Source organism: Streptococcus panodentis (assembly GCF_017884005.1).
GTDB classification, from domain to species: domain Bacteria; phylum Bacillota; class Bacilli; order Lactobacillales; family Streptococcaceae; genus Streptococcus; species Streptococcus panodentis.
Window position 1 is genome coordinate 17,605 of the sequence record NZ_QFAY01000001.1, and the last position, 14,189, is coordinate 31,793.

Sequence of the window (14,189 nt, forward strand, 5' to 3'; positions counted from 1 at the left end):
AAATCGAAGAGGTCAAGGAATAAAAAACAGACTGAAAAGCTCAGTCTGTTTTTGTGTTTTCGTCCATCGTATTGCTGGCAGTGCCTGTTTTGTAGTTAATCTCTGCATTGGGTGAAAGATTGTCCAGCAGGACGTGGGTCATCCCGTCCTGGTCCAGCATCTCTCTGCCGCCCAGCTCAATCGAGACAATATTTCCGTCTGCATCAAAGCCGACATACTGCAGCTCAATCTGGCGGGGGAGCAGTTCATCCTCCACATAAATCGGTGTCACTTTATAGTCTAGCCAATGGCCTGGATGGTCGGTCAGCCAGTTTTGCAGGCGCTGCTCATAATAGAACATGCTGTCCTGATTGTTTCTGTCGCTGCCTTTCGAGGCTCCTGAGTCCAGCCAAGCTGTTATGGGAACGAGATTTTTCCCCTCGTCACTCAGTCCGCTGAACTGGTAGCCAATTAGGTGGCCGCGGCTCATGAGCCAAGTTTTTTCTCCGCCCTTGCCGTAGTAAAACTTATAGTTATGCCAGCCGATAGGGCTGTAAGTAATCTTGGTCTCCCTTTTCTTGTGCGGCATATTTCTGGCCTGCAGCTGAATGTGTGCAGCCGTTGCTCGGCCGTACTTATCCTTTTTCCCCAGTCTTAGTTGATAATTTCCAGTGAAACGCAAGGTCCCAATCTCGGTTTCGTCAGCTTCACTGAGGAGCTGCACGCTGGTTTTATCCTTTTGATCGGCTTTCACAGCTTGATAATCAAGGGCTTGCGAAAGCACAAGAAGAGCACTCATTGACAGCGTTAGCCAATGAGCTATCCTAAACTTTTTCATATTATTCTCCTCCATAATATGTATCCGATTTCATTCTACTATAAAATGTATTGTTTGACAAGTGAAAGTTACGAACAGATTACAGAAATGTGTCGAAAATAGCCAAAAAGATTTATTTTTATTCTATTTTTCGGAATTTGATTGCATTTTTGTTATAATAAATGTAGAGAAAAGCAGAAAATGAGATACGGAGGGATTATGGCGAAGAAACTGGAAGACATGTCTTTGGAAGAATTGTGGCAGCTCTTTCCCATCGAGCTGAGAGAGCACAGCACAGACTGGGCTGCTTGGTATAAGGAAGAGCGTGACCGGCTGCTCAGCTTTCTGCCTGCGCAAAAGCTGGTTCGGGTCAGTCATATCGGCTCGACCTCGCTGAAAAGCATTTGGGCCAAGCCTATTGTCGATATTCTGCTGGAGATTTCTCAGGAGGCTGATATGGAAGCTTTCAGAGACCTGCTGCTGGCAGAGGGTTACTTGCTTATGTCTGAGAGCGAGGGACGGATGTCCTTTAATAGAGGCTACACGCCGGAGGGCTTTGCAGAGCGGGTCTTTCATCTGCATCTGCGCCCTGAAGGCGACCATGACGAGCTTTATTTCCGTGATTACCTGCAGGAGCACCCAGCTGCTGCCAAGGATTATGAGGCTTTAAAGCTGAAACTTTGGAAGAAATACGAGCACAACCGCGATGCCTATACGGAGGCCAAGACAGACTTTATCAGAAAATACACTCAGGAAGCCAAGCAGCTGTACGGCGGGCGGTATGAGAAAGGGAAGATATGATTTACCTTGTTATGCTTGGCTTTGCTCTTTTGCTGAGCCTGCTATTTCTACATCTAATCAGACAATCTAAATCCCCGACGGGCTGGCTGGGTATCTGGATGATGAAACTCTGGAATCGGGTTTAGCTGCCCATGGTCAGGTGGGCTGCCAATCAGCTGCTGCGTTATGAGTTTTTAACCAGAACAAAGCGAGACTGAAACACTTTTGTCTCAGCCCTCTTTCTAAAATCGTAAAAAATTAACGGAGGTGTCCTATGAAGCAATTATTTTTATGTTCGTATTTTGCAGGAGTCAAGGACCTGTTTCAAAACTATGCTAAGCAGAAAGGGCTGAGCGGCCATGTCCTCTTTATCCCCACAGCGGGAAATGCAGAGGAGTACACAGGCTACATTGATGAAGCAAAGGAAGTCTTTGCGGATTTGGGCTTTGAGCTGGATGTTTTTGATCTGGCCCAAAGCGATAGAGAAACAGCTCAGGCTAAGATTTTCCAGACCAAGCTGCTCTATATTTCCGGCGGCAATACCTTTTATCTCCTGCAGGAGCTGAAGAAAAAGCAGCTGCTGGGTCTGATAAAGGAGCAGATTGCGGACGGTATGGTCTATGTAGGTGAATCCGCTGGCGCGATTATTGCCAGCTCTGACATTCTTTACAATCAAATCATGGATGACAAAACGGCTGCTGACCAGCTGACAGACTATAGCGCGCTGGCTGAGACGGACTTTTATGTGGTGCCGCATGTCGGTGAGGAGCCTTTTGTCGAAAGTGCCCAGACGACCCTGGACACTTACCAAGACCAACTCCATTTATTGCCGCTGACCAACAGCCAGGCAGTAATCGTGGAGGAAAATGAAGTGCACGTCAGGGAAGAAGCTAAATAATGTGCCACGATTTTTAACAAAAAGTGCAGAAAAAGTAAGAAAAGCTTGGTTGAAGAAACCGGCTTTTTTGCTATACTAGTGATGTGAATAGGAAAAGGAGATTGAAAAATGATTGCTGAAAATATTGCGACTCTAAGAAAAAGAGAGAACCTTTCTCAAGAAAAATTAGCAGAGGCAATAGGTGTATCGCGGCAAACCATTGCCAAGTGGGAAGCGGGAGAAAGTGTCCCAGATGTGCTTCATTCCGCCCAATTGGCTGATTTTTTTGATGTGAGTTTGGATGAACTGGTACATTTGGAGTCCCATTTGTTGACGGCCCCTAATGGAAAGGGCAAATATATTTTTGGGACAGTAACGGTAGGGCAGCGGGGAGAAATTCATTTGCCGCCTCGGGCGAGAAATGTTTTTCACATACAAGCGGGAGATCAGCTGCTCTTGCTGGGGGATGAAAATCAAGGATTGGCACTGCTGGATCCAAGTTTTTTCCTAGAAGCTCCCAAGCATTTCTCAGAAAAGCAGCAGGTGGCAGAATGAAAAGGAAAATGATGGTAGTTTTACTGATATTGATAAGTTTTTTAGGAATCGGCATAGGGTATTTTGCCTATCGCAATCTTCACTATGACAAGGCTAACCTTCGTCAAATCCAGCAGGCTGGGATAGTCGAAAAGCAGGCGACCTTACCAGATGGCTCTGTTATCAATTATGGCGAAGGTCCTAATCACGGCCAGCCCCTGCTCTTGATTCATGGCCAGCAGGTTTCCTGGCAGGATTATGCTAAGGTTTTGGGAGAGTTGTCCAAGCATTTTCATGTCTATGCAGTGGATTGCTACGGACATGGCGGCTCCAGCAAAAATCCGGCTAAATATACAGCACTGGCAAATAGTCAGGACTTTATTTGGTTTATCCAAAACGTTATCCAGCAACCGGTTCTGATTTCGGGACATTCATCAGGCGGCTTGCTGGCAACGCTTGTGGCAGCTGAGGCACCGAAGTGGGTTTTAGGACTGTTGATTGAAGATGCGCCTTTCTTTTCAACAGAGCCCAATCGCGCCCCTTCAACCTATTCTTGGTTGTCCTTTAAAGATATGCACGACTTTTTAGAAAGCAGCGAAAAGAATTATACAGCCTATTTTTTAGAGCACACTTATCTGAGGACACTTTTCGGCCGGGAAAATTTCAATAAAATCGTCAGCCAGCCCGCTCTTAACTATATGAAAAATCATCCGGGTCAAATTCCTAGAATTTGGTATTATCCGCCGGAATGGCAGGTCAATACGATATACGATTTGACAGCTAATTTGCAGGACGGGACAGGGAATTATGATCTGCGTTTTGGCAATGCTTTTTACGATTTTTCTTGGTTTGAGGGATTTCATCAGGAAGAGACCTTGAAAAAAGTTCAGTGTCCGTCTATATTACTGCATGTAGCTCGCCCTTCGAATCAGAAAACATACTACGATAAAAATGGTATCCTCCTGAGTGCGATGGATGAGAAAGATGCCAAACGAGCGGATAAACTTTTGCCAACAAACACCTTGATTGACAATATCAAGAGCGGTCACGATATTCATGCTGAAAAACCAGACATCTTTATCCATGCTTCGAAGGATTTGCAGAAAAAGGTCAAGCAGGCCCAGTAGCTTGGCTCATACTCGCGGAAAATCAACCTTCCTTCGTTTTGAGCTGCCTCACTCATGCCTGCCTCTCACTGCCTAGTTTGATTTTGATTGTTATTCTAACTGTTTGCTTGCAGCAGCCGTACTGCCCCGCTTTTTTATCAGGCAAAAGGACAGAAAAATAGGAGGCTGAGACAGACTCCCATGATGGCTGCGTCCTCACCCACAGAGGGATGTACCTTTGGGAAGATACCGTATAAAAAGTCCTTCAGCCTCCCTTTGTTTTGGTAAAAAACTCTTGCCGCGGTAGCTGATTGCTCAAAAGCTCCAGTGGAGGTTTTGAGGTTATAGATAGAGCTTCCGAGAGGAAGCAACAAAAGCACTGCTTTGAGGTTATGGATGAAACATCCGTTAGGATGTGTCAAGACTGTTCGTCTTTTAGACTCCAAAAAGCTCCTACATTGAGGAAAACTCTGTTTTCCTCATCCCCAACCTCTCACAGTCCCCCAGACTGGGAGAGCCTCGCGGGGTGGGACAGAACTAAATTTTTAAAAATTTAGTTCTGTCCCATCGCCTTTTTTGATATAATAGAGAGTATGAATCAATCAGAAAAAATTTCTAACTATCAGCTTTTGCTGGCCCAGCTGGAGGCGCTCTTGGACGGCGAGGACAACGTGCTCGCCAATCTGTCCAATGCTAGTGCTTTGCTTAATCATGCCCTGCCGCGTTCGGTCTTTACTGGCTTTTATCTTTTTGATGGTGCTGAGCTGGTCTTGGGGCCTTTTCAGGGCGGCGTTTCCTGTGTTCGCATTGCTTTGGGCAAGGGCGTCTGCGGGGAAGCGGCGGAGAAGCGGGCGACCTTGATCGTGGAAGATGTGACCCAGCATGCCAACTATATCGCCTGTGACAGTGCAGCCAGAAGCGAGATTGTCCTGCCCATGGTCAAAGACGGCCGGCTCTTGGGCGTGCTGGATCTGGATTCGCGGGTGGAGGCAGATTACGATGCCATTGACAAGAAATATCTGCAAGACTTTGTCCAGTTATTGCTGGAAAAGACGATTTGGAATTTTGAAATGTTTGGAGAAAAAGCCTAATGTATCAAGCTTTATATCGAAAATACCGCAGCCAGACCTTCGGTCAGCTGGTCGGTCAGCAGGTGGTCGCAACCACCCTGCGGCAGGCTGTTGAGCAGGGCAAAATCAGCCATGCCTATCTTTTTTCAGGACCCAGAGGTACCGGGAAGACCAGTGTTGCCAAAATTTTTGCCAAGGCGATGAACTGTCCCAATCAAGTAGACGGCGAGCCCTGCAATGACTGCTATATCTGTCAGGCCATTACAGAGGGCAGTCTGGAAGATGTCATCGAGATTGATGCCGCTTCCAATAACGGCGTGGATGAAATCCGCGATATTCGCGACAAATCCACCTATGCACCCAGTCTGGCCGAGCACAAGGTCTATATCATTGATGAGGTGCACATGCTCTCGACAGGAGCTTTCAATGCTTTGCTCAAGACCTTGGAGGAGCCGACGGAAAATGTGGTCTTTATCCTAGCGACGACAGAACTGCACAAGATTCCGGCTACCATCCTGTCTCGGGTCCAGCGTTTTGAGTTTAAGTCCATCAAGACCAAGGAGATTGTCGGCCATATTGAGTGGATTTTAGAGCAGGAAGGCATTGACTTTGACAAGGAAGCAGTGCAGGTGATTGCCCGCAGGGCTGAGGGCGGCATGCGGGATGCCCTGTCTATCCTGGATCAGGCCCTCAGTCTGACGCAGGACAGCCATCTGACGGCGGCTATTTCCGAAGAAATCACTGGTTCCATCAGTCTGGGAGCGCTGGACAGCTACGTGGCGGCCTTGGTGGGGCACGATACGGCAGCAGCCTTGGAAAATCTGGATATTATCTTTGACAGCGGCAAGAATATGGCCCGCTTTGTGACGGACCTCCTGCAGTATCTGAGGGATCTGCTCATCGTCCAGACAGGCGGTGAGAATACTCATGCCAGTGAGCTCTTTCTGGAAAATCTCCATACGCCCCAGGAGAGGCTGTTTGCCATGATTGAAACGGCAACGGCCAGTCTGTCAGACATCAAAAACAGCCTGCAGCCTAAGATTTACACGGAGATGATGACCATTCGTCTGGCAGAAGCAGAGGACAAAGCTGCCGCTGCAGAGATTCCGGCTAATCTGGCTGGGGAGCTGGCTGCCCTCAAAGAGGAGATTCAGGCTCTCAAAGGCCAGCTGGCAGCTGTTGGAAGCAAGCCCGCGGCTGTCAAGACTTCAGATGTTCGGCCGCAGAAGTCCAAAGCCTATCGGGCAGACCGCAGCAAGGTCAATGCTATTCTTGAAGAAGCAGTGGACAATCCCAGTCTTGCCCGCAGCAATCTGACCAAACTGCAGAATGCCTGGGGAGAGATTATTGAAAGCCTGGTAGGCGCTGATAAGGCGCTGCTGGTCGGCTCTCAGCCGGTGGCTGCTAATGAGCGTCATGCCATTTTGGCTTTTGAGTCTAACTTCAATGCTGAGCAGACCATGAAGCGGGACAATCTCAATACCATGTTTGGCAATATCCTCAGCAATGCGGCCGGCTTTTCACCGGAAATCTTGGCTATTTCTCTGGAAGAATGGACCGCAATCCGGGCAGACTTTTCCGCCCGCAGCCGCAAAGGCAAGGCAGAAGAAAGCCAAGAAAAAGAAGAAGACAGCCTGATTCCGGAAGGTTATGACTTTTTAGCAGAAAAAATCACGATTCAGGAGGACTGAACTGAGTATTTTATCAGCAATCGTGCTATAATAGAGGTATGAATAGACAACAATTTATTGTAATGGCTGTTTTTACGGCCTTAGAAACCTATTTTTTCAATGAATCTATTATGTCAGGGCACTATTTCATGGCCATTTTCTGGGCTTTTCTGGTACTGCGCAACCTGCAGGTTTCCTATGTCATGGGCCGCATTGTAGATGAAATTGACAAACATTTGGGACATAAATGACAGTGAAAAAGATGCTGGAACAAAAATCGGTCAGACGGAGTCTTCGATTTTTGTTCCAGCATCTTTTTTGTCTATGGTCGTTTGGCAGATCTTTCAGGTGCTTCGAAAATCCAGGCCAACTGTCGTTTGTTTCGACTGAACTCAGTTGAGTCCGGCCAGCCGCAGCCGCCGACGTGTCAGTTTAAATAGAAAGACTATAAGCGTGAAATAGGACTCCCTGCGAGAGCATCCTCCTTTTTACCAGCTGGTCAGGGAGATTTCGCCGCTGCTGAGCCAGATTTCCTGGCCGTCAGCCAGCTGGACCAGCAGCTGGCCGCTGCTGGAGATGTCCTTGGCCAGCCCTGTGCAGTCGGTTTTCTTTTGGCTGAAAGTCACCTGCCGGCCCAGGACCAGTGAATGCTGTTTATAGAGATAAAACAGTTCTTCCGGATCGCTCTCATAGAAGCAGTTCCAAATCTCAGCAATCAGTTCATTGCGGCTGATGGGCGGCTCCTGCTCGAAGAGGGAGCCGGCTTTTTCTTTGATGTCCTCCGGAAAGTCATGGATAGAGAAGTTAAAGCCGACTCCGATGATGACATCGGTAACCAGACCGGTCTCGACTGAGGTAGTGGCCTCGGTCAGGATACCGGCAATTTTCTTATTTTTATAGTAAATATCATTGACCCATTTGATGTCCACATCGATGAGGCAGAGATTTTTGACAGCCTTGTAAACAGCCCCGGCTGTTAAAATGGTATAAGAAGGCAGCTGGTCAAAAGGCAGGTCTGGCCTGAGATGGAGGGACATGTAAAATCCGCCCTGCTTGGGGCAGAAGAAGGCCCGGCCGAAACGGCCGCGGCCGGCTGACTGAGCAGCTGCCAGATAGAGAGTATCGGCTGCAGCGCCTGCTTCGATGCCGGCCTTGGCATCCATCTGGGTGGACTGGCAGTCAGGATTGAAAGAAACGGCTATCGGTGCTTCCTGCTCAATCCACTGGGGAATGAGCAGGTCGCCTGCCTTCAGTCTGTAGCCGCGGTTTTTGACAGACTCAATCACGACGCCTTCTTTTTCTAGTGTTTGAATGGCTTTCCAGACAGAAGTCCGGGAAATGCCCAAGTCTTGGGCTATTTGCTCCCCATTGACATAATCGTCTGCCTGATGGAGGATTTGAAATAGTTTTTCATATGTTTTCATGGTTTTCCTTAACTTATCGGCTGCTTTCACGGATGGTCAGCTTGGTGCCCAGCTTGACCATATAAGGCACGGTTTCAGTCTCGCTTTTGAGCTCTTGGTCCAGAATCCTGACAGCCTGCCGGCCCATCTCTTCAGTAAAGACGGTGACAGTGCTGAGAGTGGGAAAGATATACTTGGCCAGCGAGGTGTCATTAAAGGATACGATCTGCACCTCCTGCGGGACAGAAATCCCTGCCTCCTGCAGGGCGCGAAGAGCACCGACGGCCAGGGCGTCACTGGAGATAAAGAATGCAGGAGGCAGCTGACTTTGCTGCTCGATCAGCTCCTTCATCAGCTGGTAGCCGGATTCGGAGGAAAAGCGGCCTGCTTTGACCCAATCCGGTCTGTAAAGGCCCTTTTCGCTCAGGTAAGTGCGGAAGGTCGTCAGACGCTGGTCTGGCAGCTGGACAGTCTTATCCGCAGTCTGCTCCTGACCGGCAATCATGCCGATGCCACTGAGGTCTTGAGCGAGGAAATAATCAAGTACCTCTATGACAGAGTGCTCAAAATCCGTCGTCACACAGCTGTGGCCTTGGCTCAGCGTGTCACTGTCTACAAAGACCAGCGGCCGTCGGAACTGTTGCAGTTCGCGGATCTGCTTGGGGCTGAACTTCCCCAGAGCGGCAATGCCGTCCGCTTCTTCCAGCTGTCTCAGCGAGTCATTGTTGAAAATCCGTACAATATCATAGCCCAGCACTTGGGCTTTTTTTTCAAGGCCTAAGCGGATAGAGTGGTAGTAGAGATCGTCCAGCTCCTCCTGCTCGGTGTACCATTCGATGATGGCAATGCGCTGGGTCTGGGACCGCTGTTTCTTGCTTTTCTTTCTGAGCTTCCTGTAGTTGAGCTGCTCAGCCGTATCAAAGATTTTTTTGCGGGTTTGGTCGCTGACAGACAGGGACTGGTCATAGTTGAGAACCCGTGATACAGTAGCAGGAGAGACGCCTGCAGCCTGAGCAATATCTTTAATCGTCGTCATCTTTTTGTCCTTTTCTTGGGAATGGTCCTAATCTTATTATAACTTAAATGTTAGTAAAAAACAAAAAGTAATTTAGTAAATTTCAGCAAAGAGACATGTTTTCAGCTGCCTTTTCTTTTCCCCGCATCTGACTGGGGCTGCAGCTGAAGAATTTTTTAAAGGCTTTGGAGAAATAGAGGGGGTCTGAAAAGCCAACGGAATAAGCGATGAACTGAATGGGCTGGCGGGTATTTTCCAGAAGCTGCTTGGCTCGGTGCATGCGGACATGGTGCAGGTATTCCTTGGGAGAGCTTTGGTGCTGCTTCTTGAAAATGGTTGTCAGATAGCTGCGGTGGACGGACAGCTCAGTGGCGATTTCCTGAATGCTGAGCTGGGGGAGGGGATACTGGGTATCAATAATCTGCTTGCAGCTGAGATAGAGCTGGCGGCTGGGAGAGAGTTTGCTGCTGTCAGGCTTGGGGGCAATGCTCCCTAAGCAAAACATGAGCTCATAGAGCTGGCCCATGATATGGAGCTGGGCCAGCTGGCTGGACTTGGTCTGCTCTGCAAAATGGACCAGATTCTCAATGATTTTTCCTGCAGAGTCTGAACCGGCATCTCTGCCAGCGAGCAGATAGCAGTCATCTTCAATCTGAGACTGACTGAAAAAATCAAAAGCCCGGCTGCCGCTGATGCCCAGCCAGTAGTAGGACCAAGGATCCTGACGGTCTGCCTGATAGAAGGTCAGCTCATTTGGCTTGAGAAGAAAGAAATCGCCAGCCTGCAGGTCCATGATCCTGCCTTTGTAATGGAACTGCCCCCGGCCCTGCTTGATATAGTGCAAAATATAGGTGTCCCGTATAGCCGGACCGAAGAAATAAGCGGGCTGGCAGTCTTCGTAGCCGTAGAAGCTGAGCCCCAGATCAATGCTGCCTGTCTGATATTCTGAAAAAAAGTCCATGTTTTTCCTCCTACCTAACATTTTACCATATCTTACTAACAAAATTCTATTTTAGAAAACGGTTTCATTAGGTAAAATATTAGTAAAAATGGAGGTTGAAAAATGGGCATCAAAATAGAAAATAACTTATTTTATATTAACAGCAAGGAGTCCAGTCTCATTATCGAGGAAAGAGGCGGCTATCTTTTGCTCAAACATTTGGGCCGAAAGATTGGGAGCTATCATTTTTCCAATACAGTATGTGAGCGCGACCATGCTTTTTCCGGCAATCCGACACCGGACAACCGGGCCTTTAGTCTGGATACTCAGCGGCAGATTTTCGGTCAGCACGGTCTGGGGGACTTTCGCCAGCCCTCCATCCAAATCCAAAATGGCAATAATGCAGTCACAGACTTCCGCTTTGCGGAGAGTCGGATCATCAAGGGCGGTTTTGAGCTTGAGGACCTGCCCAGTCCCCACAGCACAGAAGATGCTGAGACACTGGCCTTGGTTCTGGAGGATTCCTTTGCTCAGCTTCGTCTGACGCTCTATTTTACAGCTTTTGAGGACAGCAGTACCATAGCCAGCTACTCGTCCTTGGAAAATCTGGGCGGGCAGTCGGTCGTGCTTCACCGTGATTTGAGCTTTATGGCTGATCTGCCGGCAGGGGACTATGATGTTCTGACCTTGCAGGGATCCTATGCCCGGGAGAAAACAGTCCGCCGGCATCGGGTGGAGCAGGGGATTTTTAAGGTGAGCTCCAATCGCGGCGCATCCGGTCACGCGCAGACGCCTGCCCTTATTCTCTGCGATGCTGAAACGACTGAAAATGCCGGACAGGCTTGGGCTGTTCAGCTGCTCTACAGCGGCAACTTTCAGGCCTGGGTGCAGGAGAGCCAGCTGGGGGAGGTTCGGATAGGCCTCGGCATCAATGATGAAAATTTTGCCTGGGAACTGCCAGCCGGTCAGACTTTCTCCACACCGGCAGCTCTGGTGACCTATTCTGATCAGGGCCTGACCAAGCTCAGTCAGGAAAGCCAGTATTTTATACAGCATCATATCCTTCCTAAGCGTTTTGCCCGCAAAGAGCGGCCCATTCTCATCAACAACTGGGAAGCGACTTACTTTGATTTTACAAGGGAGAAGCTGCTGGATCTGGCTGAGGAGGCTCGGCAGGTCGGCCTGGAGCTTTTCGTGCTGGACGATGGCTGGTTTGGCAATCGTTTTGACGATAACCGGGCCTTGGGCGACTGGTTTGTCAATGAGAAAAAACTAGAGGGCGGCTTGGAGACATTGATTGCAGATATCCATGCTAAGGGGCTGAAGTTCGGTCTCTGGCTGGAACCAGAGATGATTTCCGTGGAGAGTCAGCTCTACAAGGCGCATCCAGACTGGGCTATTCAGGTGCCGGGCCGCGACCACACCTATTCCCGCAATCAGCTGGTACTGGATTATGCCAATCCGCAGGTAGTGGAGCACATCCAGCAGGTCTTGGATCACCTGCTCAGCCGCTATGATATTGACTACATCAAGTGGGATATGAACCGCAATATCACCAAACTGGGCAATGGTGCCAGCTACTTGGAGACCCAGATGCAGTCTCACAAGTATATCTTGGGGCTCTATCAGGTCATCCGCTATCTGACGGAGCACCATCCCGATATTCTTTTTGAATCCTGCTCAGGCGGCGGCGGCCGCAATGATCTGGGCATGATGCGCTATTTTCCGCAGGTCTGGGCCAGTGACAACAGTGATGCCATTGCCCGCCTGCCTATCCAGTACGGCTCCAGCTATCTTTATCCGACGATTTCCATGGGTGCCCATGTCTCGGCCGTGCCCAATCATCAAATGAATCGGATAACTCCGCTTGCGACGCGGGGCCATGTAGCCATGATGGGCAATCTGGGCTATGAGCTGGATCTGACCAGTCTGAGCCCAGAGGAAAAAGAGCAAATTGCCCAGCAGATTGCTTTTTATAAGAAAATCCGGCCGATTGTCCAGCTGGGGCAGCAGTACCGCCTCATCAATCCTGAATCGGGATCCAATGAAGCGGCTGTGCAGTTTAACTATGAAGAGCAGGTCCTCGTCACCTACGTCCGGATTTTGTCTGTTTTTGAGGTCATGGAAAGGACTTTGAAGCTGAAAGGTTTGGAAGAGGATGCTTTCTATGAACTGCAGGAAACCGGAGCGGTTTATTCGGGAGCGGAACTCATGTATGCCGGTCTGACCATGGCCCTTCCTGAGGGAGATTATCTGAGCAGACAGCTGCATTTCATCAGGAAATCATGAGAGACTTTCCAAGCTGCCGGTATTAGAACAGAAAGGCTCATCGTTTTGAGTATCAGCCTTCAGAGGCTATGAAAGAATAAAGGGGAAAGCTATGAAATGGTATAAAAAAATCGGTTTCTTCAGTGCGCTTGCTGTGACAGCTCTGGGGCTGCTGGGCTGGTGCCGGCATTGATCTGGGCTTCGACCTCAACAAGGCCCATTTCTTTGATGCAGAGACCGAACAGAGCCTGCTCTAATCCCTTATTTTGATTCAACAAATCCAGACAGCACTTGTTTGGATTTTCTAGTAAATATTTACTAAAACTATTGAAGTTTTACTGGACTTATTTTATAATAAAGACAGTAAAACGGTTTCAAAACCAAAGATAAGGAGTTTATCATATGTCAGCTACACTTTCTATTGAGCAGCTGCGGGCAGATTTTTCGGAAATCTTCCATGCTGAAGCAGACCATACTTTTTTCTCGCCGGGGCGGATTAATCTCATCGGTGAGCATACCGACTACAACGGCGGCCATGTCTTCCCTGCAGCCATTTCACTGGGTACTTACGGGGCAGCCCGCAAGCGTGATGACCAGATCTTGCGCTTTTACTCAGGAAATTTTGCAGACAAAGGCATCATTGAAGTGCCGCTGGAAAACCTGCACTTTGAGCCTGAACACAACTGGACCAACTATCCCAAAGGAGTTCTGCATTTTCTGCAGGAGGCAGGCCATCAGATTGACCGAGGCATGGATGTCTATGTTTTTGGCAATATTCCCAATGGTTCAGGCCTGTCGTCATCGGCTTCGCTGGAGCTCTTGATCGGTGTCATGGCTGAAACGCTTTTTAATTTGCAGCTAGAGCGGCTGGACTTGGTAAAGATTGGCAAGCAGACAGAAAATGAATTTATCGGGGTCAACTCTGGTATCATGGATCAGTTTGCGATCGGTATGGGGGCTGACCAGCGGGCTATCTACTTAGATACCAATAGCTTAGACTACGACCTGGTACCGCTGGACCTTCAAGAAAATGTTGTAGTGATTATGAATACCAATAAACGCAGGGAACTGGCGGACTCCAAGTACAATGAACGCCGGGCAGAGTGCGAAAAGGCAGTCGAAGAACTCAATCGCAAGCTGTCTATCGCCACACTGGGAGAGCTGGATGAGTGGTCCTTTGACGAATACAGCTACCTGATTGAGGATGCGAACCGTCTCAAGCGTGCCCGTCATGCTGTTCTGGAAAACCAGCGCACCTTGCAGGCACAGGCAGCTTTGCAGGCTGGTGACTTGGAGAAGTTCGGCCGTCTCATGAATGCTTCGCATGTCTCCTTGGAGCATGACTATGAAGTGACCGGGCTGGAACTGGATACCTTGGTGCACGCTGCTTGGGAGCAGGCTGGCGTTCTGGGAGCCCGCATGACCGGAGCAGGCTTTGGCGGCTGTGCCATTGCCCTAGTCCGCAAGGATGCCCTAGAGGCTTTTAAGGAAAATGTTGATAAGGCCTACCAAGAGGCTGTCGGTTATGCCCCTAGCTTTTACATAGCGGAGATTGCCGGCGGCAGTCGGGTGCTGGACTAAGGAGAGCTAAATGAGAACTCAGGCTGATATCGTCATTTAGTTTATCTGTTATTTGGTCCTTAGCTCGGCTTGCCGTAGGCGGATATAGCTGACACTTCCTAACGGAAGCTTTATCTGGCACCTCAAAACCTCGCTTCCTATCATTTTCT

14 protein-coding genes are annotated in these 14,189 nt (G+C 49.0%); 9 read left to right on the forward strand and 5 right to left on the reverse strand.

Features of this window, described 5'->3' with window-relative positions; all coding sequences use genetic code 11:
* Positions 1 to 40: 40 nt before the first annotated feature.
* Positions 41 to 817 carry a DNA/RNA non-specific endonuclease gene (locus DHL47_RS00090; RefSeq protein WP_209550457.1) on the reverse strand — a complete coding sequence of 259 codons (777 nt, stop codon included), beginning with the start codon at positions 815 to 817 and terminating at the stop codon, positions 41 to 43.
* A 198-nt stretch (positions 818 to 1,015) separates the two neighbouring features.
* Here DHL47_RS00090 and DHL47_RS00095 point away from each other — a divergent pair, with 198 nt between their 5' ends.
* The 7 genes from DHL47_RS00095 (at position 1,016) to DHL47_RS00125 (ending at position 7,084) form a co-directional block, all read left to right on the forward strand.
* Positions 1,016 to 1,597, forward strand: coding sequence for a GrpB family protein (locus DHL47_RS00095; protein ID WP_209550458.1), 582 nt, complete (start codon positions 1,016 to 1,018; stop codon positions 1,595 to 1,597).
* A gap of 253 nt (positions 1,598 to 1,850) precedes the next feature.
* A complete protein-coding gene (locus tag DHL47_RS00100; protein ID WP_209550459.1) occupies positions 1,851 to 2,474 on the forward strand; it encodes a Type 1 glutamine amidotransferase-like domain-containing protein in 624 nt (207 codons plus the stop codon).
* 108 nt (positions 2,475 to 2,582) lie between these two features.
* Positions 2,583 to 3,008, forward strand: a complete 426-nt coding sequence (locus tag DHL47_RS00105) for a helix-turn-helix domain-containing protein (protein ID WP_128837209.1) — start codon at positions 2,583 to 2,585, stop codon at positions 3,006 to 3,008.
* A complete protein-coding gene (locus DHL47_RS00110; RefSeq protein ID WP_209550460.1) occupies positions 3,005 to 4,114 on the forward strand; it encodes an alpha/beta fold hydrolase in 1,110 nt (369 codons plus the stop codon). Before DHL47_RS00105 ends, DHL47_RS00110 begins: the two co-directional genes overlap by 4 nt.
* A gap of 572 nt (positions 4,115 to 4,686) precedes the next feature.
* Positions 4,687 to 5,184: a GAF domain-containing protein gene (locus DHL47_RS00115; RefSeq protein ID WP_128837207.1), complete on the forward strand. Its 498-nt coding sequence runs from the start codon at positions 4,687 to 4,689 to the stop codon at positions 5,182 to 5,184.
* Entirely contained in the window at positions 5,184 to 6,854 is a 1,671-nt protein-coding gene (dnaX, locus tag DHL47_RS00120; protein WP_209550461.1) for a DNA polymerase III subunit gamma/tau, read from the forward strand. The genes DHL47_RS00115 and dnaX overlap by 1 nt, the downstream gene beginning before the upstream one ends.
* Positions 6,855 to 6,892: 38 nt before the next feature.
* A complete protein-coding gene (locus DHL47_RS00125; RefSeq protein ID WP_128837205.1) occupies positions 6,893 to 7,084 on the forward strand; it encodes a DUF3272 family protein in 192 nt (63 codons plus the stop codon).
* A gap of 237 nt (positions 7,085 to 7,321) precedes the next feature.
* Here DHL47_RS00125 and birA read toward each other — a convergent pair whose 3' ends face one another.
* The 3 genes from birA to DHL47_RS00140 all read right to left on the reverse strand — a co-directional run bounded on the left by birA (position 7,322) and on the right by DHL47_RS00140 (position 10,212).
* A complete protein-coding gene (gene birA, locus DHL47_RS00130; RefSeq protein WP_209550462.1) occupies positions 7,322 to 8,257 on the reverse strand; it encodes a bifunctional biotin--[acetyl-CoA-carboxylase] ligase/biotin operon repressor BirA in 936 nt (311 codons plus the stop codon).
* 13 nt (positions 8,258 to 8,270) lie between these two features.
* Complete coding sequence (locus DHL47_RS00135; RefSeq protein ID WP_209550463.1) at positions 8,271 to 9,272, reverse strand: LacI family DNA-binding transcriptional regulator; 1,002 nt, start codon at positions 9,270 to 9,272, stop codon at positions 8,271 to 8,273.
* Positions 9,273 to 9,354: 82 nt separating this feature from the next.
* Entirely contained in the window at positions 9,355 to 10,212 is an 858-nt protein-coding gene (locus DHL47_RS00140) for an AraC family transcriptional regulator (protein WP_209550464.1), read from the reverse strand.
* A 102-nt stretch (positions 10,213 to 10,314) separates the two neighbouring features.
* Here DHL47_RS00140 and DHL47_RS00145 point away from each other — a divergent pair, with 102 nt between their 5' ends.
* Entirely contained in the window at positions 10,315 to 12,480 is a 2,166-nt protein-coding gene (locus DHL47_RS00145) for an alpha-galactosidase (protein ID WP_209550465.1), read from the forward strand.
* A 119-nt stretch (positions 12,481 to 12,599) separates the two neighbouring features.
* On the opposite strand, the gene DHL47_RS00150 is transcribed toward DHL47_RS00145, so the two are convergent.
* On the reverse strand, positions 12,600 to 12,737 hold the full coding sequence (locus DHL47_RS00150; protein ID WP_209550466.1) for a hypothetical protein: 138 nt from the start codon (positions 12,735 to 12,737) through the stop codon (positions 12,600 to 12,602).
* Between the two features lie 124 nt (positions 12,738 to 12,861).
* Between DHL47_RS00150 and DHL47_RS00155 the strand changes: the two genes are divergently transcribed.
* Positions 12,862 to 14,040 (forward strand): galactokinase, encoded by a 1,179-nt coding sequence (locus DHL47_RS00155; RefSeq protein WP_209550467.1) that lies wholly within the window; start codon positions 12,862 to 12,864, stop codon positions 14,038 to 14,040.
* Positions 14,041 to 14,189: the final 149 nt, after the last annotated feature.

Bases quoted from the DNA above. Each gene is read 5' to 3' on its own strand.
- DHL47_RS00090 (WP_209550457.1), bottom strand. From the start codon at position 817: ATGAAAAAGTTTAGGATAGCTCATTGGCTAACGCTGTCAATGAGTGCT.
- DHL47_RS00095 (WP_209550458.1), top strand. From the start codon at position 1,016: ATGGCGAAGAAACTGGAAGACATGTCTTTGGAAGAATTGTGGCAGCTC.
- DHL47_RS00100 (WP_209550459.1), top strand. From the start codon at position 1,851: ATGAAGCAATTATTTTTATGTTCGTATTTTGCAGGAGTCAAGGACCTG.
- DHL47_RS00105 (WP_128837209.1), top strand. From the start codon at position 2,583: ATGATTGCTGAAAATATTGCGACTCTAAGAAAAAGAGAGAACCTTTCT.
- DHL47_RS00110 (WP_209550460.1), top strand. From the start codon at position 3,005: ATGAAAAGGAAAATGATGGTAGTTTTACTGATATTGATAAGTTTTTTA.
- DHL47_RS00115 (WP_128837207.1), top strand. From the start codon at position 4,687: ATGAATCAATCAGAAAAAATTTCTAACTATCAGCTTTTGCTGGCCCAG.
- dnaX (WP_209550461.1), top strand. From the start codon at position 5,184: ATGTATCAAGCTTTATATCGAAAATACCGCAGCCAGACCTTCGGTCAG.
- DHL47_RS00125 (WP_128837205.1), top strand. From the start codon at position 6,893: ATGAATAGACAACAATTTATTGTAATGGCTGTTTTTACGGCCTTAGAA.
- birA (WP_209550462.1), bottom strand. From the start codon at position 8,257: ATGAAAACATATGAAAAACTATTTCAAATCCTCCATCAGGCAGACGAT.
- DHL47_RS00135 (WP_209550463.1), bottom strand. From the start codon at position 9,272: ATGACGACGATTAAAGATATTGCTCAGGCTGCAGGCGTCTCTCCTGCT.
- DHL47_RS00140 (WP_209550464.1), bottom strand. From the start codon at position 10,212: ATGGACTTTTTTTCAGAATATCAGACAGGCAGCATTGATCTGGGGCTC.
- DHL47_RS00145 (WP_209550465.1), top strand. From the start codon at position 10,315: ATGGGCATCAAAATAGAAAATAACTTATTTTATATTAACAGCAAGGAG.
- DHL47_RS00155 (WP_209550467.1), top strand. From the start codon at position 12,862: ATGTCAGCTACACTTTCTATTGAGCAGCTGCGGGCAGATTTTTCGGAA.